The organism is Streptomyces sp. CNZ301 (assembly GCF_004217425.1).
The window spans coordinates 5442774-5465545 of record NZ_SHLG01000001.1 but is presented as its reverse complement, the minus strand read 5'-3'; the positions used below and the strand labels follow the sequence as shown (position 1 = coordinate 5465545).

Annotated in this window: 17 protein-coding genes and 2 pseudogenes; 10 read left to right on the top strand and 9 right to left on the bottom strand. The window is 71.8% G+C overall.

The annotated features are described in order from the left end of the window. Positions 1-171 precede the first annotated feature (171 nt). Positions 172-1815, bottom strand: coding sequence for a penicillin-binding transpeptidase domain-containing protein (locus EV375_RS23505; protein WP_207228242.1), 1644 nt, complete (start codon positions 1813-1815; stop codon positions 172-174). 597 nt (positions 1816-2412) lie between these two features. On the opposite strand from EV375_RS23505, the gene EV375_RS29255 reads away from it, so the two are divergent. Next, a complete protein-coding gene (locus EV375_RS29255) occupies positions 2413-3696 on the top strand; it encodes a calcium-binding protein (RefSeq protein WP_165434810.1) in 1284 nt (427 codons plus the stop codon). A gap of 174 nt (positions 3697-3870) precedes the next feature. Here the strand turns inward: EV375_RS29255 and EV375_RS23485 are convergent, their stop codons facing one another. Further along, a complete protein-coding gene (locus tag EV375_RS23485) occupies positions 3871-5667 on the bottom strand; it encodes a phospholipid carrier-dependent glycosyltransferase (protein WP_130301383.1) in 1797 nt (598 codons plus the stop codon). A 227-nt stretch (positions 5668-5894) separates the two neighbouring features. Between EV375_RS23485 and rsmI the strand changes: the two genes are divergently transcribed. The 5 genes from rsmI (at position 5895) to EV375_RS23460 (ending at position 11594) form a co-directional block, all read left to right on the top strand. Continuing rightward, on the top strand, positions 5895-6746 hold the full coding sequence (gene rsmI, locus EV375_RS23480; protein WP_130301382.1) for a 16S rRNA (cytidine(1402)-2'-O)-methyltransferase: 852 nt from the start codon (positions 5895-5897) through the stop codon (positions 6744-6746). A 208-nt stretch (positions 6747-6954) separates the two neighbouring features. Next, a complete protein-coding gene (locus tag EV375_RS23475) occupies positions 6955-7794 on the top strand; it encodes a TatD family hydrolase (protein ID WP_130301381.1) in 840 nt (279 codons plus the stop codon). A 208-nt stretch (positions 7795-8002) separates the two neighbouring features. Further along, a complete protein-coding gene (locus EV375_RS23470) occupies positions 8003-9667 on the top strand; it encodes a resuscitation-promoting factor (RefSeq protein ID WP_486588668.1) in 1665 nt (554 codons plus the stop codon). Positions 9668-9783: 116 nt separating this feature from the next. After that, complete coding sequence (gene rsmA / locus EV375_RS23465) at positions 9784-10635, top strand: 16S rRNA (adenine(1518)-N(6)/adenine(1519)-N(6))-dimethyltransferase RsmA (RefSeq protein ID WP_130302074.1); 852 nt, start codon at positions 9784-9786, stop codon at positions 10633-10635. Further along, the gene (locus EV375_RS23460; RefSeq protein ID WP_486588667.1) at positions 10632-11594 is read left to right on the top strand and encodes a 4-(cytidine 5'-diphospho)-2-C-methyl-D-erythritol kinase; all 963 of its coding nucleotides are present in this window, start codon (positions 10632-10634) and stop codon (positions 11592-11594) included. The genes rsmA and EV375_RS23460 overlap by 4 nt, the downstream gene beginning before the upstream one ends. 162 nt (positions 11595-11756) lie before the next feature. Here EV375_RS23460 and EV375_RS23455 read toward each other — a convergent pair whose 3' ends face one another. Beyond that, entirely contained in the window at positions 11757-13319 is a 1563-nt protein-coding gene (locus tag EV375_RS23455; RefSeq protein ID WP_165434809.1) for a carboxylesterase/lipase family protein, read from the bottom strand. Positions 13320-13466: 147 nt separating this feature from the next. Between EV375_RS23455 and EV375_RS23450 the strand changes: the two are divergent. Continuing rightward, positions 13467-14132, top strand: a pseudogene (locus EV375_RS23450) (dienelactone hydrolase family protein). 93 nt (positions 14133-14225) lie between these two features. Here EV375_RS23450 and EV375_RS23445 read toward each other — a convergent pair. The 4 genes from EV375_RS23445 to EV375_RS23430 all read right to left on the bottom strand — a co-directional run bounded on the left by EV375_RS23445 (position 14226) and on the right by EV375_RS23430 (position 16562). Next, complete coding sequence (locus tag EV375_RS23445) at positions 14226-15029, bottom strand: SDR family oxidoreductase (protein ID WP_130301379.1); 804 nt, start codon at positions 15027-15029, stop codon at positions 14226-14228. Positions 15030-15041: 12 nt separating this feature from the next. Further along, positions 15042-15296, bottom strand: coding sequence for a DUF397 domain-containing protein (locus EV375_RS23440; protein ID WP_130301378.1), 255 nt, complete (start codon positions 15294-15296; stop codon positions 15042-15044). After that, positions 15293-16132, bottom strand: coding sequence for a Scr1 family TA system antitoxin-like transcriptional regulator (locus EV375_RS23435; protein ID WP_130301377.1), 840 nt, complete (start codon positions 16130-16132; stop codon positions 15293-15295). Before EV375_RS23435 ends, EV375_RS23440 begins: the two co-directional genes overlap by 4 nt. 145 nt (positions 16133-16277) lie before the next feature. Then, positions 16278-16562 (bottom strand): YciI family protein, encoded by a 285-nt coding sequence (locus tag EV375_RS23430; RefSeq protein WP_130301376.1) that lies wholly within the window; start codon positions 16560-16562, stop codon positions 16278-16280. 23 nt (positions 16563-16585) lie between these two features. Between EV375_RS23430 and EV375_RS23425 the strand changes: the two genes are divergently transcribed. The 3 genes and pseudogenes from EV375_RS23425 to EV375_RS23415 form a co-directional block, all read left to right on the top strand. Next, positions 16586-17281 (top strand): Crp/Fnr family transcriptional regulator, encoded by a 696-nt coding sequence (locus EV375_RS23425; RefSeq protein ID WP_130301375.1) that lies wholly within the window; start codon positions 16586-16588, stop codon positions 17279-17281. 368 nt (positions 17282-17649) lie between these two features. Next, positions 17650-17856: a hypothetical protein gene (locus EV375_RS23420; RefSeq protein ID WP_130301374.1), complete on the top strand. Its 207-nt coding sequence runs from the start codon at positions 17650-17652 to the stop codon at positions 17854-17856. A 1927-nt stretch (positions 17857-19783) separates the two neighbouring features. Then, positions 19784-21514, top strand: a pseudogene (locus EV375_RS23415) (ATP-binding SpoIIE family protein phosphatase); the annotation flags it as partial. Positions 21515-21583: 69 nt separating this feature from the next. On the opposite strand, the gene EV375_RS23410 reads toward EV375_RS23415, so the two are convergent. Then, positions 21584-21910, bottom strand: coding sequence for a hypothetical protein (locus EV375_RS23410; RefSeq protein ID WP_130301373.1), 327 nt, complete (start codon positions 21908-21910; stop codon positions 21584-21586). Continuing rightward, positions 21907-22725: an SAM-dependent methyltransferase gene (locus EV375_RS23405; protein WP_130301372.1), complete on the bottom strand. Its 819-nt coding sequence runs from the start codon at positions 22723-22725 to the stop codon at positions 21907-21909. Before EV375_RS23405 ends, EV375_RS23410 begins: the two co-directional genes overlap by 4 nt. Positions 22726-22772: the final 47 nt, after the last annotated feature.

Below are 22772 nucleotides of genomic sequence, written 5' to 3'. Positions count from 1 at the left end.
CCCGCGCCCACTCCCCCGCGCTCCCCGCAACGCATGCGTCCACGCACGGACGGCCCGCACACACACCGAGCGGTGCCCCCTGGGAAACCAGGAGAGCACCGCTCGCCGTTGCCGCGTATGTGCCTGTGCCTGTGCCTGTGCCTGTGCGCTGTCCGCGCCGCCCGAGCGGGATCAGCCCGCCGCGGCGTCCAGGATCTTGCGTACGACCGGGCCGGCGTTCTCGTTTCCGTGTCCGGACGCGGGAACCACGGCGGCCGCCGCCATGTCGCCGTTGTACGCGGTGAACCAGGCGTTCGGCTTCTTCTGCCCGTCGACCTCCGCCGAGCCCGTCTTGGCGCCGACGTCACCGCCGAGCCCAGCCATCGGCTCAGCGGCGGTGCCGCTGCTGGCCGTCAGCTTCATCAGGCCCTTGAGGTCGTTGTGAACCTGCGGCTTCATGCTGCGCCCGGCCTTCGCGATCGTGCGGTCGTCCAGGCTCGGGGAGACGATCACCGGCTGCTTGAACGTGCCGCTCTGCACCGTCGCCGCGACGGACGCCATGTTGAGCGGGTTCATGCGCACTCCGCCCTGACCGATCAGCGACGCGGCCATCTGCGCGTCCGACTGGACGGGCACGCTGCCGTCGAAAGTGCCGGTGCCCACCTGCCAGTTCTGGCCGATGCCGAAGACGTCGCGGGCCTCCTTGCTCAGGTCGCCGTCCTCGATTTCCTTGGCCTGGCTGATGAAGGCGGTGTTGCAGGAGCGGGCGAAGCTCTCGGCGAAAGTCCCGTTCTTGATCTCGAACTTGTCGTCGTTCTGGAACTTCCAGCCGCCGTACTCCATGTACTTGGGACACGGGTGCTGCTTGCCGGGGGACGCGAGCCCCTTGTCGAGCAGCATCGCCGAGGTGATCACCTTCATGGTGGAGCCGGGCGCCAGGGAGCCGCGGATCGCGTTGTTGTAGCTGTCCGCAGGGGAGTTGGCGACGGCGCGCACCTCACCGGTGCTCGGCTGGACCGCCACGGCGGCCGCCTTCGGCTTGCCCTTCACGGACTGCTCGGCGGCGACCTGCATGTCCTTGTCGAGGGTCGTCTTCAGCGTGCCGGGTGTGCCCTTGGAGAGGACGCGCAGGGTGGTACCCGTGTCCTTGCCCTTGGCGTCGACGATGCGGGTCTCGACGCCGGGCTTGCCGTCGGTCTTGTCGCCGTACCGCCTGCGCAGGTCGTCGAGGATGCTCCCCAGCATGGGGTGCTCCTGCTTGGTGAGGGCGGCGCCGTTGCGGTCGACGGCCTTGATCGGCGGGGTGCCCGCCTTGCCGGTCTTTATGGACTGGCCCTGCTTCAGCTTGGGGTTCAGCACCGACGGCTTCCACGCGACGACCGGGTCGCCGGACTTCTTGTCCCGCACGACCTCCAGCGAGGAGGCGTAGGACCACGTGGAGCTCTGCTGCAGGTAGGAGATCTGCGCCGTCACGTCGAACGGCACCTTCGCGCCGGAAGCGGAACCCGGCGACACCTTGACCTTGCCGACGCGGGCGCCTTCCTGGAAGCCCTTCAGGGCCTGGGCCGCCTCCGCCTTGTCGTCGGTGAGCCCGGCCGCGGTCTTCGCGTCGCCGGAGGACCAGGCGGTGAGGAAGCGCTTCGCGGTCGTACGGACCTCGGCGGCGCTCGGCGGGCCCTTCTCGACCTTGTCCTCGTTGCCGCCATCGGACGAGGCGACACTTCCGCCGCCTTCCTTGCCGTCACCTCCGACGAGTGCGTAGACGCCGAAGCCGGTCGCGGCGACGACGACTGCCGCGGCGCCTCCGATCAGCGCCATCTTCTGAGTGTCACGCATCTGAGAATCTGCCCCTCCACCCCGCCTCAGCCATGCGGCCGAGGACCTGTCCGAGGCACCCTAGAGCACGCGCGCAACATCACGTGCCCCCGGTATCCCTGTTCGGGAGCATATGGACGGGATGCGGTTTCGAATAATCACCGGATCGAGGGGCGGGAGCCGTAGCGGAACCTTACGGGGGCCTCCGTCGTGTCCAATCCGCCTCAACTTACCTTCACTTGGCTTCACCCAGGATTCACGCGGGTTTCTTCGAGGGGTCATCCTCCGGCCCGGCCGAGGGCCCGGTCTCGCGACCCCTCGATTCAGGTCCCGAACCACGCCCCGTCCGGGGTTCTCCTCCGCGAGCCGCCGTACGGAGCGGTTGCGGGCCGGGATGGGTGAGGACAGGCGTGCGGCCGGATGACCTGCCTCACGTCGCAGTTCACGGACCGGTAACTGCTGTCCGGCGGACACCGGTGCCTATGGCGGTGTGCCTATGGGGGGCCGCACAGGAGGGTGTGGGTTGATCAACGGGCGCGGCCCCCAACAGGGGCCGGAGCAACCCACGTCCGTGGCCTGTCCCGCGGCCACGCCCTCTGACCGAGGAGGCCCCCGATCATGAGACCGAACCTGCGCCAAGCAGTACTCCCACCACGTGATCACAGTGCCGCCGATGTGCGGCTGCGGCGCCCAGTCCGGCGAACTGCCACCCTGATCGCCACCACAGTCCTGCCTGCGGCGCTGCTGGTGCTGCCCGCGGCCACGCCCGCCTCGGCGGCGGCGCCGACGAGCGTCACCTTCGGCCCCGGCGCCAACCAGCCCTTCACCGTCCCGGCCGGCGTCACCCAACTGACCATCAGCGCCACCGGCTCCGACGGCGAGGACGGGCCCTTCGGCGGGCAGGGCGGGGAGGCCGCCACCGTCACGAGCACCGTTCCCGCGACGGCCGGCTCGACCCTCTACGTCAACGTCGACACGGGTGGCGGCGACGGCGGCGGCCCGTTGCCGAGCGGCGGCGGTGGAGACGGCGGCGGTTCCAGCGACGTCAGCACCTGCAGTTCGGCCAGCGTCGGCTGCGTCCTGACCGGCATCCCGGCCACCGACCCCCGCCTCATCGTCGCGGGCGGCGGCGGAGGAGGCGGCGCCGGCTTCAGCGCCCTCTTCACCAACCCCGAGGCCACCGGCGGAGACGCCGGAAACACCGGGGATGCCGGCGGCTCCAGATCGCTGAGCGGTCAGGGCGGGGGCGGCGGAACCCAGGCAGCCGGCGGCACGGCCGGAGCCGCATGCGCCGCCGGCGGCACAGCCGGAACCCCGGGCACAGGCGGAGCCGGCGGCGACGGCGGGGGCCTGATCGGGGCCGGCGGCGGGGGCGGTGGCTGGTTCGGCGGCGGCGGAGGAGGCGGCTGCGACGGGATCGGCGTCAGCACCCAGGGCCCCGGTGGTGGCGGTGGCGGGTCGAACCTCGTGCCGTCGGGCGGTACCTCCGGACCTGCTACCGGTTCGGCCCAGGTGAAGATCACCTACGAGTCCGGAGGGACGACGGCCTGCGCGACCGCGACGCCCACCATCACCGGCACCAACGGCCCCGACATCCTCAATGGCACCCCGGGCAATGACGTGATCTTCGCCCTCGCCGGCAACGACGTCGTCGACGGCCGCGGCGGCAACGACCTCATCTGCGGCGCCGCCGGCAACGACGCCCTCAACGGCGGAAGCGGCGACGACCGGATCGAGGGCGGAGACGGCAGGGACGTCCTCACCGGCGGAAACGGCAACGACATGCTGTTCGGCGAAGGTGGCAACGACGCCCTCGACGGAGGCGCCGGCACCAACACCAACGACGGCGGACCCGGCCGCAACGCCTGCAGCAACCCCCTCACCGGACCCGGCTGCAACTGAGCCACCGGACGGCCACCGCTGATCACTGATCAGTAGTCAGCGATCACCGGAGACGGGCCCCGTAACCTCTACCGACCTGGCCTCGGGAGAGGCACGGGGCCCGTCTCCACGCGCCGTACCCCCGTCAGGGCTCAGCCTCGATGGCCCGCTGCCGCGCCGCCGCCCGAGCGTCCGTCAGATCCAGGTCTCGAACCACATCCGGTCGCGCCAGGCGTCCATCGGGATCGTCTGCCCCGTGTAGATCGGCCAGAAGTACACGAAGTTCCACACGATGAGCAGGACGAGCACGCCCGAGGCGACGATGCCGCCGGTGCGTCTGCGCTCGCTCACGCCCGGCGGGCCCGCCAGCGCGCCGATCATCATGGACAGCGCGAGGCAGAGGAACGGCACGAAGACGACCGCGTAGAAGAGGAAGATCGTCCGCTCCTGGTACATGAACCACGGCAGGTAGCCCGCGGCGATGCCGCACAGCACGGCGCCCGCGCGCCAGTCGCGCCGCAGCAGCCAGCGGTAGACCGCGTACAGCACCGCGAAACAGGCCGCCCACCACAGCAACGGTGTGCCCAGCGCGAGCACTTCGCGGGCGCAGCCCTCGCCCTGAGCGGTGCAGCCGTCGCGGCCCGCCTTCGGCGACTCGTAGAAGTACGAGACGGGACGGCCGAGGATCAGCCAGCTCCACGGATTCGACTCGTACGTGTGACCGGAGGTCAGGCCGACGTGGAAGTCGTAGACCTCCGCCTCGTAGTGCCACAGGCTGCGCAGCGGCCCGGGCAGCCACCCCCACGGGCCGCCGGCGCCGTCCTTCTCCGCCCAGTCGCGGAAGTAGCCGCCGGAGGTGGCGAACCAGCCCGCCCAGGACGCGACGTAGGTGACGAACGCGACGGCGACCGTGGAGGCGAACGCCGGGAGCGCGTCGCGGCGGAGCACCGCGAAGAAGGGCCGCGGGGCTCCTGCCGTGCGGCGGGCGCCCATGTCCCACAGGACGGTGAGCAGGCCGAAGGCCGCGAGGATGTACAGCCCGTTCCACTTGGTGGCGAAAGCGAGACCGAGGCAGAGCCCGGCCGCCAGCCGCCAGGGACGCGGGCCGAAGCGCAGCCGCGCACCGGTCTCCGGGTCGGGGCGCACGTCGGGGCTTTCGGGGTGCGGCGCCGCCGGCGTGGAGCCCGCGTGGCCGTTTCCGGGCCGGGCTCCCACGGGCACGTCCGCGGACGCCGCCGACGGCAGGGCGTCCGCGAGCTTCGCCCGGGTTCTGTCCCGGTCCAGCAGCAGGCAGCCGAACGCGGCCAGCACCCAGAACATCAGCACCAGGTCGAGCAGCGCCGTACGGCTCATGACGAAGTGCAGCCCGTCCACGGCCATCAGCGCCCCGGCGAGGCAGCCCAGCGCGGTGGAACGGAACAGGCGCCTGCCGATGCGGCACAGCATCAGCACCGACAGCGTGCCGAGCACCGCCGTCATGAAACGCCACCCGAAGGGGTTCAGCTGGAACATCGCCTCGCCGAGCGCGATGATCCACTTCCCGGCGGGCGGGTGCACGACATAGGCGCCCTCGGGCGAGAGCGGGATCTTCTGGTCCGGGGCGAGGATCCGGTCGTTGGCCTTGTCCGGCCAGCTGCCCTCGTAGCCGTACTGGAGGAGGGACCAGGCGTCCTTCGCGTAGTACGTCTCGTCGAATATCACGGCGTGCGGCGAGCCCAGCTGCCAGAAGCGGAGCACCCCGGCGACGAGCGCGACCAGGAGGGGCGCACCCCAGGCGGACCAGCGCGCGAGGCGGGCGGCGGCGAGCGGCGAGAGTCCGAAGGCGGCGCCGAAGCGCAGGTCCGGCTTCGGGAACGGCTGCACCAGGCGCTCGCGGGTGCCGACCCGGGGACGTCCGGAGTAGCCGAAGCGGCGCAGGCGGGCCTGCCACGTGGGCTGAGCGTCCTGGGTCTGCGCGGGCCGGCTCTCCGCGGCGGTCTCGCTGGTGGTCACCGGCCCATCGTAGGGAACCGGTACGTGCGTGAGTGCCGCCACGGGAACTCCGCGCAACCGCCAAGGGCCCCGTGGCGCCGGTGTGTACCGCTGTGCACCACTGTGCCGGGAGCGTTCCGCGAAGGCCTCGAAGGCCGCGGGGGCAGCGGAGGCGACGGAGGCCGCGGGGCCGCAGGGAGCCGGGCCGGGGATGCCGCTGCTTCCGTCGCCCCTGCGAGGATGGGGCCGTGACAGGGACGCTCGTACTGGCCGGAACACCCATCGGGGACGTCGCGGACGCACCGCCGCGCCTCGCACGCGAACTCGAGGCGGCCGACGTCGTCGCCGCCGAGGACACCCGGCGGCTGCGGCGCCTCACGCAGGCGCTGGACGTCCATCCCCGGGGACGGGTCGTGTCGTACTTCGAGGGCAACGAGGCCGCCCGCACGGCCGAGTTGGCCGAGGCGCTGGAGGCGGGTTCGCGGGTGCTGCTGGTGACAGACGCGGGCATGCCGTCCGTGTCCGACCCCGGCTACCGGCTGGTGGCGGCCGCGGTGGAACGGGGCGTGGGCGTCACGGCGGTGCCGGGGCCGTCCGCAGTGCTGACGGCGCTGGCGGTCTCCGGGCTTCCCGTCGACAGGTTCTGCTTCGAGGGTTTCCTGCCGCGCAAGGCGGGCGAGAGACGGACCCGGCTGCGCGAGGCCGCGGACGAGCGCCGCACCCTCGTGTACTTCGAGTCGCCGCGACGGCTGGAGGAGACGCTGCGGGCCATGGCGGAGACCTTCGGCGGCGAGCGGCCCGCCGCGGTGTGCCGTGAGCTGACCAAGACGTACGAGGAGGTCAGGCGCGGCCCGTTGGACGAGCTGGCCGACTGGGCGTCCGAAGGCGTACGGGGCGAGATCACCGTCGTGGTCGGCGGTGCGGCCGAGGGCGCCGGCGAGGAGCTGGACGCTGCGGAGCTGGCCCGCAGGGTCGCGGTGCGCGAGGAGGCCGGGGAGCGCCGGAAGGAGGCGATCGCGGCGGTGGCGCGGCAGGTGAGCGTGCCCAAGCGGGAGGTCTTCGACGCGGTGGTGGCGGCGAAGAACGCGGAGCGCGCGTGACGGCGCGGGCGGGGCGTGCGTGACCGCGTGACCGCGCGGCTGGGCGGCCGGGCGGCCGGGCGCGGGTGACCGCCCGCCCAGCGGCCGCAACGCCGGCCGCCGGGCGCCGAACGGCCGGGCAGACCGGCAGCCGGTGACCGCCGGGCGCGAGCCGGCCCTCGCACCCGCCGCCCGCCGTGGCCCGCGCCGTACGACCTAGGATCGCGCCATGCCGACTTCCACGCAGCAGCAGAAGCCGCAGCCGGCGCCGCCGCTGCCCGAACCGCTCCGCGTGCCGGTGGCCGATTCGCACACGCATCTCGACATGCAGGAGCCCTCCGTGGAGGAGGCGGTGGCCGCCGCGGCATCGGTCGGGGTCACCACGCTCGTCCAGGTCGGGTGCGATCTGGAGCGCTCGCGCTGGGCGGCGGAGACCGCCGCGGCTCACGCCGCGGTGCACGCGACCGTCGCCCTGCACCCCAACGAGGCGCCGCGCGCCGCCGAGCGCGGCGAACTGGACTCGTCCCTCGCGGAGATCGAGAAGCTGGCGGCGCTGCCGCAGGTGCTCGCCGTCGGGGAGACCGGGCTGGACTATTTCCGCACGGGCGAGGAGGGCATCTCCTCGCAGCAGTTCTCGTTCCGCGAGCACATCGCCATCGCCAAGCGGCAGGAGCGCGCGCTGGTCATCCACGACAGGGACGCCCACGCCGACGTGCTGCGCATCCTCGACGAGGAGGGCGCGCCCGAACGCACCGTCTTCCACTGCTTCTCCGGCGACGCGGACATGGCCCGGCACTGCGCCTCACGGGGCTGGTTCATGTCGTTCGCGGGGAACGTCACGTTCAAGAACGCACAGCCGCTGCGTGACGCGCTCGCCGCCGCGCCCCCCGAGCTGGTTCTCGTCGAGACCGACGCGCCCTTCCTCACACCGGCCCCGTACCGCGGAAGGCCGAACGCGCCGTACCTCGTTCCGGTCACGCTGCGCGCGATGGCCGAGACGAAGGGGATGCCGGAAGACTCGCTGGCAAAGCACGTGGCCGCCAACACCGCGCGCGCCTTCGGCTATTGAGAAGCGGCCTCCGGCGAAGCCTCGACACCGTTCCCAACCACTCTTTGTAGTCAATCGACTTTGGAGAGTGATCGGTTCTCCGGTTACAGTCCGCGCGACATCCCGCCGGACTTTGGAGCGCTTGTTGAGCCAGACGCAGGGAAGTCATCGCGCGGAGCGCCGTGGGGGGCGAAGTGCGCGCGGGGAGCAGGCGAAACCGTCGCCGCGTGTGCCGGAGCAGAGGTACGAGGAATACCGGGGCCTCATGGTCCGCCCGGGTCTCCCCACCGCGTACGTGCCGCCGGTGTACGCCCCCGCCCCGCCTGCCGGACGGCACCGGGCGCACGCGCAGCCGCACAGCCCGGCTGCGCAGTACCCGCAGCAGTCCCCGTACGCGCAACCCGTGCAGCGCGCCCCGTACGCGCAGCCCCCGCAGCACTCCCCGTACCCGCCGCGCGTCCCCCGTCCGGCGCCCCGGAAGCCGGACGGTCAGCCCGGACCGGCACCCGTCCAGGCACCCGTCCAGGCACCCGCCGCACGGCACGCCTCACCGCCCGCCCCGGCAACGACCGGCCGGCACGCCGCGCCGGCCGCGGCGCCGTCACGTCAGGGCCGCGTTCCCGACGACACCAACCAGTCCGGCACCCACAAGCACGCCACCCGCCCCCGAGACACCTACTCGCCCGACACCTACCCGCCCGACACCTACCGGCCGTCCTACGAACAGGCCGCCGCCGCGCGGCCCGAGGGCGGGCGCGCCGCCCTGCGCCGCGCGGCTCGGGAGCGCAAGGCCGCCCAACGGCCGGAGACTCTGCGCCGGTTGGTGCCGCAGGCGCTCGTCGTGGCGTTCCTGGCGGGCGGCACCTCGGCCTTCGTCGCACACGACAAGGAGGTGCGGCTGAGCGTCGACGGCACGCCCCGCACGCTGCACACCTTCGCCGACGACGTCGGTGAACTCCTCGCCGACGAAGGCGTGGAGCTGGGCGAGCACGACAGCGTGGGCCCGTCCCCGGACCGGACGCTGGCCGACGGGGACGAGGTCGCGTTCAGCCACGGCCGCCCCCTGGATCTCACTCTCGACGGCACGCGCCACCGCGTGTGGACCACCTCCCGCACGGTCGACGACGCGCTGCGGCGCATGGGCGTACGCACCCGGGGTGCGGCTCTGTCGCTCGCGCCGAGCGCCGAGATCCCCAGAAGCGGCCTGCGGCTGGAGGTGTTCACGGAGCGCACCGTCACCTTCCTCGCCGACGGCCACGAGAAGTCCGTGCGCACGAACGCCGGCACGGTCCTCGAAGCGCTCACGGAGGCCGGCATCGAACTGGACGGTCTCGACACCACGTCCGCGCCGTTGGACAGCCTCCCGCGCGACGGGCAGACCATCACCGTGATGAGGATCATCGGCAGCGAGAAGGTCAAGGAGGAGCGGATCCCCTTCAAGACCGTGCGGCAGGCGGACCCTCAACTGCCGCAGGGCACAGAGGTCGTGGCACGCGCGGGCAGACCGGGCCTCCGCCGCGTCACCTACCGGCTGCGCACCGTCAACGGTGTGCGGAAGAAGCCGCGCCGCGTCGCCGTCGAGGTACTGCGGCATCCGCGCAAGCAGATCATCCACGTCGGCACCCTCCCGCTGCCGCAGTCCGTGCCGGGCGCGGACCACCTCAACTGGGCGGCGCTGGCGCAGTGCGAGTCGGGCGGACGGCCGGGCGCGGTGGACGCCTCCGGGCACCACGGAGGCCTCTACCAGTTCGACACCCCCACCTGGCACGCCCTGGGAGGCCGCGGCCGTCCGCAGCACGCCCCGGAGCAGGAGCAGACCTACCGCGCGAAGAAGCTGTACGTCTCGCAGGGGGCGAGTCCGTGGCCGTACTGCGGCCGTAAACTGTCGCGGTGACCGCAGCCCACGACCCTGATCATCACCCTGATCACGACCCCGGTCAGGGGCCCGACCACGACCACGTCCACGAGCCCGACGCCGCGCGCGAGCAGGAGCACGGCCCGGGCCCCCTCATGGGCGCCGCGGACATCCGGGAGCTGGCGGGCGCGCTGGGTGTGCGCCCCACGAAGCAGCGCGGCCAGAACTTCGTCATCGACGCGAACACGGTGCGCAGGATCGTGCGCACCGCGGACATCCACCCCGACGACGTGGTGCTCGAAGTCGGGCCCGGCCTGGGCTCGCTGACCCTCGCGCTCCTGCAGAGCGCGGACCGCGTCGTCGCCGTCGAGGTGGACGACGCGCTCGCGGCGGGCCTGCCGGCCACGGTCGAGGCCCGACTGCCGCACCGCGCGGCGAACTTCACGCTCGTGCACGCGGACGCGATGGACGTGACGAGGCTGCCGGGGCCGCCGCCGACCGCGCTGGTCGCCAACCTCCCCTACAACGTGGCCGTTCCGGTGCTGCTGAACATGCTGGCGTCCTTCCCGACGCTGCGGCGCTGCCTGGTCATGGTCCAGTCGGAGGTCGCCGACAGGCTTGCGGCGACGCCCGGTTCGCGGGTGTACGGCGTGCCGTCGGTGAAGGCCGCCTGGTACTGCGAGGTGAAGCGGGCGGGCGCCATCGGCCGGAACGTCTTCTGGCCCGCGCCGAACGTGGACTCGGGTCTGGTCTCGCTCGTACGGCGTGATCCGCCGCGCACCAGCGCCACCCGCGAGGAGGTGTTCGCCGTGGTGGACGCGGCGTTCGCACAGCGCCGCAAGACGCTGCGGTCGGCGCTCGCGCGGTGGGCGGGTTCGGCCGCGGCGGCCGAGGAGGCGCTGACCGGGGCGGGTGTCTCGCCGCGTGCGCGCGGGGAGCAGCTGACGGTCGAGGAGTTCGCCGCGATCGCGGAGCAGGGCACGAAGCACAAGGAGAACGCCGCTTGAGAGACGAACACGGCACCGGCCCGGAGGGCGCTGCCGACGGGTTGACGGTGCGGGTCCCCGCGAAGGTCAACGTCCAGCTGGCGGTGGGCGGTCTGCGCCCGGACGGCTTCCACGGGCTGGCCAACGTCTTCCTCGCGGTCGGCCTGTACGACGAGGTCACCGCGAGCCCCGCCGACGACCTGCGGGTGACGGTCTCGGGCGCGGACGCGCTGCAGGTGCCGCTCGACGACAGCAACCTGGCGGCCCGTGCCGCCCGGCTTCTCGCCGAACGGCACGGGCGCGAGCCGCAGGTGGGTCTGCACATCGCGAAGGACATCCCCGTCGCGGGCGGCATGGCGGGCGGCAGCGCCGACGCCGCGGGCGCGCTGCTGGCGTGCGACGCGCTGTGGGGTGCGAGGACGCCGCGGGACGAACTGCTCGCGCTGTGCGCCGAGTTGGGGTCCGACGTGCCGTTCGCGCTCGTCGGCGGCGCCGCGCTCGGTCAGGGACGGGGCGAGCTGCTGACGCCCCTGGAGACCGGCGGCACCTTCCACTGGGTCTTCGCCCTCGCCGACGGGGGCCTCTCGACACCCGCCGTCTACCGGGAGTGCGACAGGCTGCGCGAGACCTCCGGCACCGGCGCGGGCATCGACTCCGTTCCGGAGCCGCGGCCTTCGGAGCGGCTGCTCGACGCGCTCCGCACGGGTGACGCCGCGGAGCTTGCCGCGTCCGTCTCCAACGACCTTCAGGCGGCGGCGCTTTCGCTGCGCCCGTCGCTGGCCGACACCCTCAAGACCGGCACCGCGGCGGGCGCCCTGGCCGCGCTGGTCTCCGGCTCGGGTCCGACGTGCGCGTTCCTCGCCGAGGACGCGGCGTCGGCCTCGGAGATCGCCGCCGCGCTGGAGGAGTCCGGGCAGTGCCGTGCCGCCCGCGTCACCACCGCACCCGCGCCGGGCGCGACGCCGGTCGGGTCCTGGTGACCCGACCCGGAGATGCGTCGCCGGCGCCACCGATCCCGCGGCCCGGACGGCCAAAGCTGCCCCGGTGACGCGGCGCCTTCCGCGAAGAACGGACTCGGTCGCGGAAGGACGACTTCGACACCGGGGCGCTGGGCCGGCGGCCGCCGACGGAAGGACCGGAGGTCAGAGCTTCCAGTCGATCATTCCGGTGCTGATCAACGGCATCCAGAAGCTGCACCGGTGGCGGGCTGCGAAGTCGGTCTTCGGCGCGATGCGTTTCGGTGCCAGCGAGAGCACCGAGGGCTTGCGCGAGGTGAACGCCGGCCAGGAGGGAGCGCCGTGGCCGTTCGGCTTCCCGGTCTTCGCGAAGCGGGTCCAGTACCCGACCATGGTGTCGGCGAGGGCGCGCTGAGCGGGGGTGAAAGGCCGCCCCTTCGTCTCTTCGAAGTCGAAGAGGTAAGGGAGCTCAGATCCGTGACCGGCGCCCGGGATCGACGGATCGTAGCCGCCCGGCGCCGGGTCGGCGAACTCGTAGGCGTACGTCGGGGAGGCGGAGGCCAGCATTCCTGCGGCCTCGTGGGTGACGCAGGCGAAGAGGCCGTCCGTCATCGCCGCGCCCAGGGCACGCAAGGGTGACGAATAGGCGGACGCCGGGTATTCGTCGGCGATCCTCGCGGCTGCCTCCGGCCCGAAGTGCTCGGTGACGGCCTTCGGATACTGCGCGGCCGGGAGCGATCCCGGGTGGTCGTCGGCAGCGAAGTAGTTGCCCTCGTCCCGGGTCGTTCCGATGAGGGCCGGCACGTGGTGGTACCTGTCTGCTGCGAAGGCGTCACGTACCTGCCGGGGAAGGACGGTCCTTCCGACCACGGGCGACCAGGGGAGGTCCCCTGCTTTCCGGACGATGTCCCGCACCGGTTTCTCCCGCAGGCAGTCGGCGGCCGTAGCGGCGTCCGTGCAGCCGAGCCGGGTGGCGAACGTGGTGCCGGTGCGGTCGGCCTGGTGCTGGTCCGGCACCTGGCTGTCGCAGCCGCTCTGCGGAATGACCCTCTGGAACAGTCCCGCGGCGGGGGGCGAGACCATGTGCTGACAGACGCTGCCGCCGCCGGCGGACTCGCCGAAGAGGGTGACGTTGCCGCGGTCGCCGCCGAAGGCGGCCGCGTTCTTCCGCACCCAGCGCAGCGCTGCCTGCTGGTCCATCAACCCGTAGTCGCCCGAAGCGTGATCGGTCGACTCGGCCGCCAGGGAAGGCAAGCCGAGGTAACCGAGGGCGCCCAGCCGATAGTTCACCGTGACCACGACGACACCCTTGGCCGTCATGCGGCTGGGGTCATACGCTCCGCCGGCCCCGTAGACGTAGCTGCCACCGTGCACCCACACCATCACCGGCAGGGGTTTCGAGCTGCGGACGGCAGGTCTGTAGACGTTCAGGGAGAGGCAGTCCTCGGCCTTCCGGGTGGGGCTGGAGGGAAATCCGCCCGCGGGCTGGGGGCACGCCGGACCCACCTCGGTTGCCTGTTTGGTCCCCTGCCAGCCGCGGGCGGCTCTCGGGGGCTTCCACCGCAGCGGTCCCACCGGAGGGGCCGCGTAGGGAATGCCCAGGAACTGGTGCACGCCACGGCGTTCGACACCTTGGAGTCTGCCCTGGTCGACGGTGACCACCGGGCCCGGCTTTTCGGCGGCGGCCGACGCGGCAGTCGGCGTCAGTGCGCCGAAGACCGACGCCATGGCCAGGACGCCGACCAGCAACGGCACTCCCGGGCGGGTTGCTCGCCGATGCGGGCGGCGGAGAACCGTGAAGAGGATGCGTTTTGGAGGACGGGGAAGTCGCAAGAGGAATTCCTTTCTCATGCGGTCGGCAGCGGTCGGGGGTTCCGATGGCTATGCGCAGCCACGGTGTTTCCGTGGGGCGATCCGACCAAGCCGAAGCAGGCGACCGGCCACCCGTGCGGTCGCCGGGAACCACCTGCTTGTGCTGCCGTCGCGCGGCGAACGGTCAAGCGGATGGGCCCTCTCCGGCCGACTCCTGTGCGGAGCGCGGTGGCCGGCATCGACGCGCCCGGGTGCGGTGGCCGGCCCCGTTCCGCCGCCGACGAGCAGGCCCGCGCTGACATCCGCCGGGCGATGCAGTCCGGCGAGCCGGTCGATGAGATCTTCGAGTCCTCCGTCGGCCCTCTGGTGGAAAAGGCGGTCCCGGAATGGCGGACCACCCTGGACGCCCTCCTTTCACTGCCCGAGACCGGCGGCCCGGTCGGGTACTCGGGGTGGACCGCCGATCGGTATCCGGCTGGCGGTGGTCGAGCCGCGCATCGCGGCCGCCTGCTTCTTCGCCGGGGGTTACGTGCCCCGCGCCCAGCGCGAGGAGGCCCGGCAGGTCGTCGTTCCGCTGCTGTTCCTGCTGCAGTGGGACGACGAAGGGAACCCCGGCAGCGGGCCCTGGACCTGTTCGACGCCTTCGGCACCAAGGAGAAGACGCTGCACGCCAATCTGGGCGGGCACACCGGCACACCGTGGTTCGAGCTGGAGGACGGGGCCCGGTTCTTCGCCCGACACCTGAAGTGAGGCCGGGCCATCAGGCCGGCGGCAGACTCCGGAACAACCCGACTCCACGCACCCCGTACCGAGACCGACGAGCCTCCCAACGTGGGAGACGGTCTAGGACGGTCGTGGCGGCCCGTCCGGCACGCTCATCGCGTCCCGGAAGCCGGTGTTGACCGCCGTGAGGCCGCCGTCCACGGGGAGGGTGACGCCGGTGATCCACTCGGCGTCGGCCGACGCCAGGAAGGCGACGGCGGCGGCGATGTCCTCGGGGCGGCCGACCCGGCCCAGCGGGTAGAGCGTCGCGGCGCGGTCCAGGGCGGCTTCCCGTCCGGCCCAGGCACCGGTGTGCACCGTGCCGGGGGCGACGAGGTTGACTCGTACGCCACGCGCCGCGCCGCTGCCCGCGAGGGTGCGGGTCAGACCCGCGAGGCCGGCCTTGGCGGCGCTGTAGGCGTGGTTACCGAAGTCCTGAATGCCGTTCACGGAACCGACGTTGACGATGGCGCCGCGTCCTCCGGCCGCAGCCAGGTGCGGCATCGCGGCGCGGGCGCAGCGGAACGCGCCGGTGAGGGTGATGCCCAGGTCGCGTTCCCAGACCTCGTCGGGCTCGTCCTCCAGCAGCTCCGCGTCCGGGGTGCAGGAGTAGGCGTTGTTGACGAGGACGTCCAGGCGGCCGAAGTCCGCCACGACCTGCGCGACCGCGGCCTCCACCGCCTGCCGGTCGCCCACGTCGCAGGCCGTGCTCCCGGCCTCTCCCCCGTGTTCGCGGACCTCTTCGGCGGTACGGGCGGCCCGCTCACCGTCCAGATCGGTCACCGTCACCCGGGCGCCCTCGGCGGCGAGGCGCCGGGAGACGGCGGCGCCGATCCCCTGGCCCGCGCCGGTGACCAGCGCCGCGTACCCCTCGAACCGCCGCATGGTGAGCGGGAGTTACGCGTGTGCGGCGTGGGAAGCGGCGTAGGAGACGAAGGCCGTCCAGGCGCCGGGGGCGAGGGCGAGCTGCGGGCCCTCCGTGTCCTTGGAGTCCCGTACGTGGACGGTGCCGGGGCAGGCGGCGACCTCGACGCAGTCGTCACCCTGGGGGCTGCTGTAGCTGGACTTGCTCCAGGAGAGGGCGACTTCGACGCAGTCGTCGCCGTCAGGGCTGCTGTAGCTCGACTTGAACCAGGTCAGTCCGGTGCTCATGGCGCTCCTCGCATCCGCTGAAGCAGGCTCGCCGACTCGGTGTGGGAGAGAGCCTGTGAGCGCATCTTGGCATACCGCATCTGGAGCACGCTGACCTCTTTCGCGTCGCAGATCAGCCGGCCGTTCTTCTGCCCCTCGCTGTAGCCCAGCCAGCGGTGTTCGGGAGTCTCCAGCAGTCGCATGGGACCGGACAGGCAGGCGTGTTCTTCCCGGTCGGCGGGCACCACCTGGATCTCCACGTTCCGCAACCGGCCGCACTCCAGGAGATGTTGGAGCTGTTCGCGGGTGATCTCCCTGCCGCCCAGCCGCCGCATCAGGACGGACTCCTCGACGATGAAGCTGAACGGCGTCCCGGGATGCTCGGCCAGCAGCCGCTGCCGCTCCGCCCGCGCGGCGACCTGCGATTCGAGCTGGGAATCGGTGAGCGGCGGCAGGCTGTTGTCGAAGACGGCGCGAGCATACGTCTCGGTCTGGAGCAGCCCCGGCACCAGGCGGCACTCGTACGTGCACAGGTTGACGGCCTCCTTCTCCAGCCGCGCCCATTCCCGGAACCACGTCGCCAACCCCGGCTGCCGGCCCACGTGTTGAGCCGCCGCGCGCAGCACCCCGAACGCGTCCAGCGCCTCCTCCGCCTTCTCGACGAAGTCGGGCGGCGGCAGACGGCGGCCCTGCTCGATCGAGGAGATCATCGGGTGCGAGTACCGCACCAGCGTGGCCAGCGCGTCCTGAGTGAGCCCCGCCCGTTCCCGGAAGACCTTCACGATCGCGCCGAAGGACTTGAGGCTGTCCGACGTGTCCGGCTCGCTCGCCCAAGACCTGCCCGCGCTCTGTGCCATTTCCGGCCCCCTCCGGTACCGCCCGCCCTGACCTGTTGCAGCTCCACAATGGTCACAGACAGTGAACGAGCGCGTCCACGGAGTCGTACTGGTACGCAGGCGCCCCGTACCAGGCGGGGCCGGTTCACGCGGACAAGCCGCCCGCTCAGGCCTGGTCGCGAGTCATCCGTTCCCGGCCGACCACCGGCGCCCACTCGCGGACGCCGAGCACTTCGACTCCGGGTGTGCGGTAGTAGGGATCGGTTTCGAGCAGCCGGTCCAGCTCCGCGCGTTCCGTGTCGAAGACGAGCAGCGCACCTGCGTCGTCCGCCCACGGACCCGCGGCGACGAGACGGCCCTCTTCATACAGGCGCTGGAGGAGTGCACGATGTGCGGGACGTACCGCGAGGCGTTCCGGGGTGGCGGTGAATGCGAGTTCGACGATCAGCATGCGCCCGAAGGTAGGTTCTGAGGATGCCGGGGTCTGTATCAGCTGATACCGAAGCGCGGTGGCGCTCACTGAGCGGGATTCCGCTGCTGGCCGGGTTGCCGGACCACCGGTTGCGCACCCTCTGGGCGGACTCGCTCGCACACGCGTGCCCGGCCGGACATGCGCTGCGCAATGCAGGTGACCCGGCGTCGCATCTTGTGCTGCTGCTGGGTGGCCGGGTGGCTGCAACCGCCACCACGCGCTCGGGCCGCGTCGTCCGCTTCGGCGAGTGGGCCGGTCCTTGCGCGCTCGACAAGGTCGCCGTGATCGACGGTCACGGACACACCGCCACCTTCACCGCCCTCACCCCGTGTTCGATACGGACCCTGCCGCGCGACCGCTTCCTGACCGCGATCGACGATGTGCCTTCCGTGCGCAGGCACGTCCTGCGCGTTCTCGCCGGCCAGGCCCGAAGTCACCAGGAAAAGCTCACCGCCACGGCGACGATGCCCGCGGAGGCCCGGCTGGCGGCCTGGCTGCTGAACGAGGCCGCAGCGGACGCCGGGGGAAACATCGCATTGCCGGGTACGCAGCAGGTCCTGGCCGACCTGCTGGGCGTCACCAGGGTGACGGTCAACCGTGCACTCTCCCGGCTCCGCCGGGACGGCCTGATCGAGTTCGACCGCCGCACGATCGCCGTCCTCGCCCCGGAGCTCCTCACACTGCGGACCCACGGCTGAGGACGCCCGGCGCGGAGCCGCAGCAGTAGCAGGGGAGCTCGTCGACGGCGTGGATGCGGCGTCCCGATCAGCCGCGATCATGTTCTGCGGCCGTAGTACCGACCGGTGCCACAGGGGCGAGCTCGGGTGACGGGACCGACCCTTCGCCTTCTCAGCACGATCGGGCCCGCTGTCGCGGAAGCCCGCCCCCGCCCGCGCAGAGGCCGCACCCGAGCGGACGGAAGGTGCTGCGGAAGAAGTTGCGCAGAGTGCATGGACGACTACCACGTGTTGAACTGGTCGGGGTGCCGCCCGTGGCGGGAGCTGGTACGGCACCGGACACACCTGGGCGGTCGCCAGGCGTGACAGCGAGGAAGCGGAGGCAACCCGTGACGGAGCCGCGAGACGACGAGCAGCTCAACGGGCGCCTCGTGGCCGTGGCAGCGCTGGGGGTCGTGCTGTTCGTTCCGCCGCTGCTGGCGCAGTTCGACCGCGGCGACCGGATCTTCGGCGTCCCGGTGATCTGGGTGTACATCTACGTCGCCTGGGCGGTTGTGATCGCTCTGGTCGCGATCATCTGCGGCAGATCGAGGTAGCGCCGTGCTGCTTCAGACCTGGGTCATCGTCACGGTTTCGTTGGTGTACCTCGGGCTGCTCTTCGGTGTGGCCTTCTGGGCGGACCGGCGGGCGGACACCGGCCGGAGCGTGATCAAGAGCGCGACTGTCTACGCGCTGTCCCTCGCGGTGTACGAGACCGCATGGGCCTTCTACGGCAACGTCGGCACGGCCGCCGAGGACGGAATCGGCTTCCTGTCGGTCTATCTGGGCCCGACGCTCCTGTTCGCGCTGGGCTGGCTCGTGCTGCGCAGAATCATCCGGATCAGCCGCCGGCACCGCATCACCTCGCTTGCCGACTTCGTCTCCGCCCGCTACGGCAAGAGCGCCGCGCTGGGCGGCCTGGTGACGGTCATCGCCGTGATCGGGATCGTCCCCTACATCTCGCTCCAGCTCAAGGCGGTCTCCAACGCCTTCGAGATCCTCCGGCGGCACCCTGAGATCACCTCCACCGCGGAGCTGGGCCAGATTTCACCGTTCCAGGACTCGGCGTTCTACGTGGCGCTGCTGCTCGCCGCGTTCACCATCCTCTTCGGCACCCGCCACCTGGACACCACCGAGCGCCACGAGGGCGTGGTCGCCGCGATCGCGTTCGAATCGGCCGTCAAGCTCATGATGTTCCTCCTGGCCGGGATCTTCGTGGTGTTCTGGTTGTTCGGGGGATTCGGTGACCTGTTCTCCCGGGCAGCGGACGCCGACTTCTCGCAGCTCTTCTCGCTGGGGAAGCAGACGAGTTACGGCACCTGGATCTGGCTGAACCTGCTGGCCGTGTTCGCGATCGTGCTGCTGCCCAGGCAGTGGCAGATGATCGTCGTCGAGAACGTCGACGAGCGGCACCTCAAACGGGCGATGTGGCTCTTCCCGCTGTATCTGCTCGCGTTCACCTTCTTCGTGCTTCCGATCGCGGCCGGCGGGCTGCTGACGTTCGGAAAGTCCGTCGACGCCGACACCTACATGCTGACCCTGCCGATGGCCGAAGGCCCCCAGGTACTCGCACTGCTGATCTTCATCGGCGGCATCAGCGCGGGCACCAGCATGATCATCGTCGAGTCGATCGCACTCAGCACCATGGTGTCGAACTCACTGGTGATGCCGCTGCTGCTGCACGCAAGGTCCCGCCTGGTGCAGCGGGACGACCTCGCGGGGCTGATGCTGGGCATCCGACGGGCGACCATCGTGCTGCTCCTGCTGCTCGGATACGCGTACTTCCGGCTCGCCGGCGAAGGGCCGACGCTGGGGGCGATCGGCACGGTGTCGTTCGCGGCGGTGGCACAGTTCGCGCCCGCCGTCCTGGGCGGCCTGTTCTGGAAGGGCGGCACCCGGCGGGGCGCGCTGACCGGCCTCGTCGCGGGGTTCGCCGTGTGGGCGTACACCCTGCTTCTGCCGAACTTCGCCGCTGCCGGGCTGCTGCCCGACTCGTTCCTGCGTGAGGGGCCGTTCGGCATCGGGTGGCTCCGGCCGCAGCACCTGCTGGGGCTGACGGGGCTGGAGCCGATCAGCCACGCGATGTTCTGGAGTGCACTGCTGAACCTCGGCCTCTACGTCCTGGTCTCACTCGCCGACCGTCCGAGCGCCGGGGAAAGGGCCCAGGCGGTGCAGTTCGTGGACATCCTCGCGGAGCCCGCCGGGGAGCGGCGCTGGCACGCCCGTACCACCGTCGGCGAACTGCGGACCCTGCTGGAGCGCTTCCTCGGGAAGGACGGTGCCGAGCGGGTGTTGCGCTCCTACTCGGGAGACATGCCCGACTCACCGTCGGCCGAAGCGGCCCCCGACCTGGTCCATCACGCGGAATCCCAGCTCGCCGGCTCCGTCGGCGCCGCGTCCGCGCGGCTCGCCCTCGACACGGTGACGCGGGAGGAGCAGGTCGGCCGCGCCGAGGTCATCGAGATGATCGGCGAGGCGTCACAGAGGGTCGAGCTGGTCCGGCGGCGGCTGAGATTGCTCTACGACGCGACCGGCCGCGTCGGCACGACCCTCGATGTGATTCATACGGCCGAGGAGCTCGCGCAGGTCGCGGTACCGCGTCTCGCCGACTACATCACCGTCGACCTGGCCGAGCCCGTGCTGCGCGGCGAAGAACCGGGAGTGAACGGCGCCGGCATCACCGCCCGCGACTCCAGCATCCGGATGCGGCGCACGGCCCGCAGCGGCATCCACGACGACGCTCCCCTCTTCTCCGTCGGGGACCTGATCACTTTCGTGCCGTCCTCGCCGCAGGCACGCAGCTTCGCGAGCGGGCGGGCAGTCCTGGTGCCTTCCCTGGCCGAGGCCCCGGGATGGCAGGCGGTGGATCCCGAGCGGGCCGCCCAAGTCGTCGACTACGGCATCCACTCGCTGATCGCGGCGCCGCTGGCCGCCCGCGGCGTGCTGCTGGGCGTCGTCAACTTCTGGCGCTCCGAGAAGCCCGAGCCGTTCGAGGACGACGACCTCACCCTCGCCGCCGAACTGGCCGCCCGTGCCGCCGTCTCCCTCGACAACGCGCGCCGCTACACCCGCGAGCACAGCATGGCGGTGGCGCTGCAGCGGAGCCTGCTGCCGCGCGCCCTGCCCGAGCCGGACGCCGTCGAGGTGGCCTCGCGCTATCTGCCCGCGCAGGAGGGGGTCGGCGGCGACTGGTTCGACGTCATCCCGCTGCCGGGAATCCGCGTCGCACTGATCATGGGCGACGTCGTCGGGCACGGACTGCATGCCGCTGCCACGATGGGACGCCTGCGCACGGCCGTCCACAACTTCTCCTCCCTCGACCTGCCGCCCGACGAAATCCTCAGCCACCTCGACGAGTTGGTCACCCGCATCGACCAGGACGCCGTTGACGCGGGCGATGAGACCGCCATCACCGGCGCCACCTGCCTGTACGCGATCTACGATCCCGTCTCCCGGAACTGCGTCGTCGCCAGGGCCGGCCACCCCTCCCCGGCGCTGGCGTATCCCGACGGGAGCGTCGAGTTCCCCGAGGTGCCCGCCGGTCTGCCCCTCGGCATCGGCGGACTGCCCTTCGAGAGCACCGAGTTGCAGCTCCCCGAGGGCAGCCGGCTCGTCCTCTACACCGACGGCCTCGTCGAGCGCCGCGGCGAGGACATCGACACCGGGCTCCAGCTGCTCCGCGAGAGCCTGGCGCACGCGCCCCTGTCACCCGAGGAAACCTGCGACGCGGTCCTCGACGCCATGCTGCCGGAACCCCAGAGGGACGACATCGCGCTGCTCGTCGCCCGTACGCGGGTGGTGGAGGGCGGGCAGGTCGCCGAATGGGACCTCGGGGACGATCCCGCGGAGGTCGCCCGACTGCGTGCCGCCGTTCCCGGGCGGCTCGCGGAGTGGGGGCTGGAGGAGCTGGTGGAAACCACTGAGCTGATCGTCAGTGAACTGACCACGAACGCCATGCGGCACGGCATCGGACCGATCAAGGTGCGGCTGCTCCGCAACCGCGCGCTCATCTGCGAGGTCTCCGACCACAGCAGCACCTCACCGCACCTGCGCTACGCGGCCACCACCGACGAAGGCGGACGCGGCCTCTTCCTCGTCGCCCAGCTGACCGAACGCTGGGGCACCCGCTACACCAAGGACGGCAAGGTCATCTGGGCCGAACAGGCGATGCCGCCTACCGGCGGAGCGGAACCGTCCGCGACCCCGGCCGGCTGACCCGGCCGGCTGAACCCGGCGGGGCCGGGTGCGGTCCGGCCCGGCGTCGACGAAGCGCCCGTGTCGGTGTCAGTCGTCCGACCGGTCACCGGAGGCAGCGTCGCCGCGGGAGCCGCGAGCCCGCAACAGCGGGATCACCGGGGCGAGTCGGGCGGCGTCCTCCTCCTCGTGGCCCGTCCCGGACGGGCACGTGCCACCGTCGGCCAGCGGAGCCTCGGGGCCCGTCGACGGTGCGCCGGGCTCCTTCCCGTGCCGGCCGGCGCCCATGAAGACGGACAGCACGTGCGAGAGGGACTCCCCCGTCGTGCGGGCACGCACGCGCGCCATCGCCAGCTGGTGCTCGGTCGGCCTCGGGGCGCCGCCGCGCCCCGACGGCTCTCCGAGAGTGGCACTCACGGCTTCCTCCCGACCCCCGCGTAGAGAGCGGCGCTGCGGAGCAACTCGGGGTCCTCACCGGCGACTTCGGAGGAACCCCCGGGACGCCACTCGTGTGCGACCGTCACTCCGGGGTCGATCATCTCCAGTCCGTCGAAGAAGCGCTCCACCTCCTGCTGGTCGCGCAGCGCCACGGTCGTGCCGCCCGCGTCGTAGACCTTCTTCACGCCCTGCCAGGCCGCGGCGTCGAAGTCGGCGGTGACGTGACTGAGCACCAGGAAGCTGCCGGAGGCGAGCTGGTCGAGCAGTCCGCGGACGATCTCGTACGGCTTGCGGTCGTCGGGGACGAAGTGGAGCAGCGCGACGAGGGACAGAGCGACCGGCTTGTCCAGATCGATGACCTCGCGCAACCGCGGCGAGCCCAGGATGTCGTCGTCGCGTACGTCGGCGTTGATGTAGGCGGTGCGGCCCTCGGGGGTGCTGCGCATCAGCACGTGCGCGTACTCCAGCACGGTGGCGTCGTGGTCCGCGTAGACGACGCAGGACTCGGGCGCCACCTCCTGGGCTATCTGGTGGAGGTTCGGGGATGTCGGAATGCCCGTGCCGATGTCGACGAACTGGCGGACGCCGTACTCGGCGGCGAGGGTCCGCGTCGCCCGGTGCATGAACGAGCGGTTGGTCTCCGCGGTGAGACGGATCTGCGGGCAGGCCTGGAGGACCTTCTCGGCCGCCTGCTCGTCGACGGGATACCAGTCCTTGCCGCCCAGGTAGTAGTCGTACATCCGGGCCGAGTGGGGCCGGCTGGTGTCGATCTCCGGCTTGCCGGACGTGGTCATCGGTCATCCCATTTCTGCCGTACGGGGCCGGGAGGAAGGCACACGGC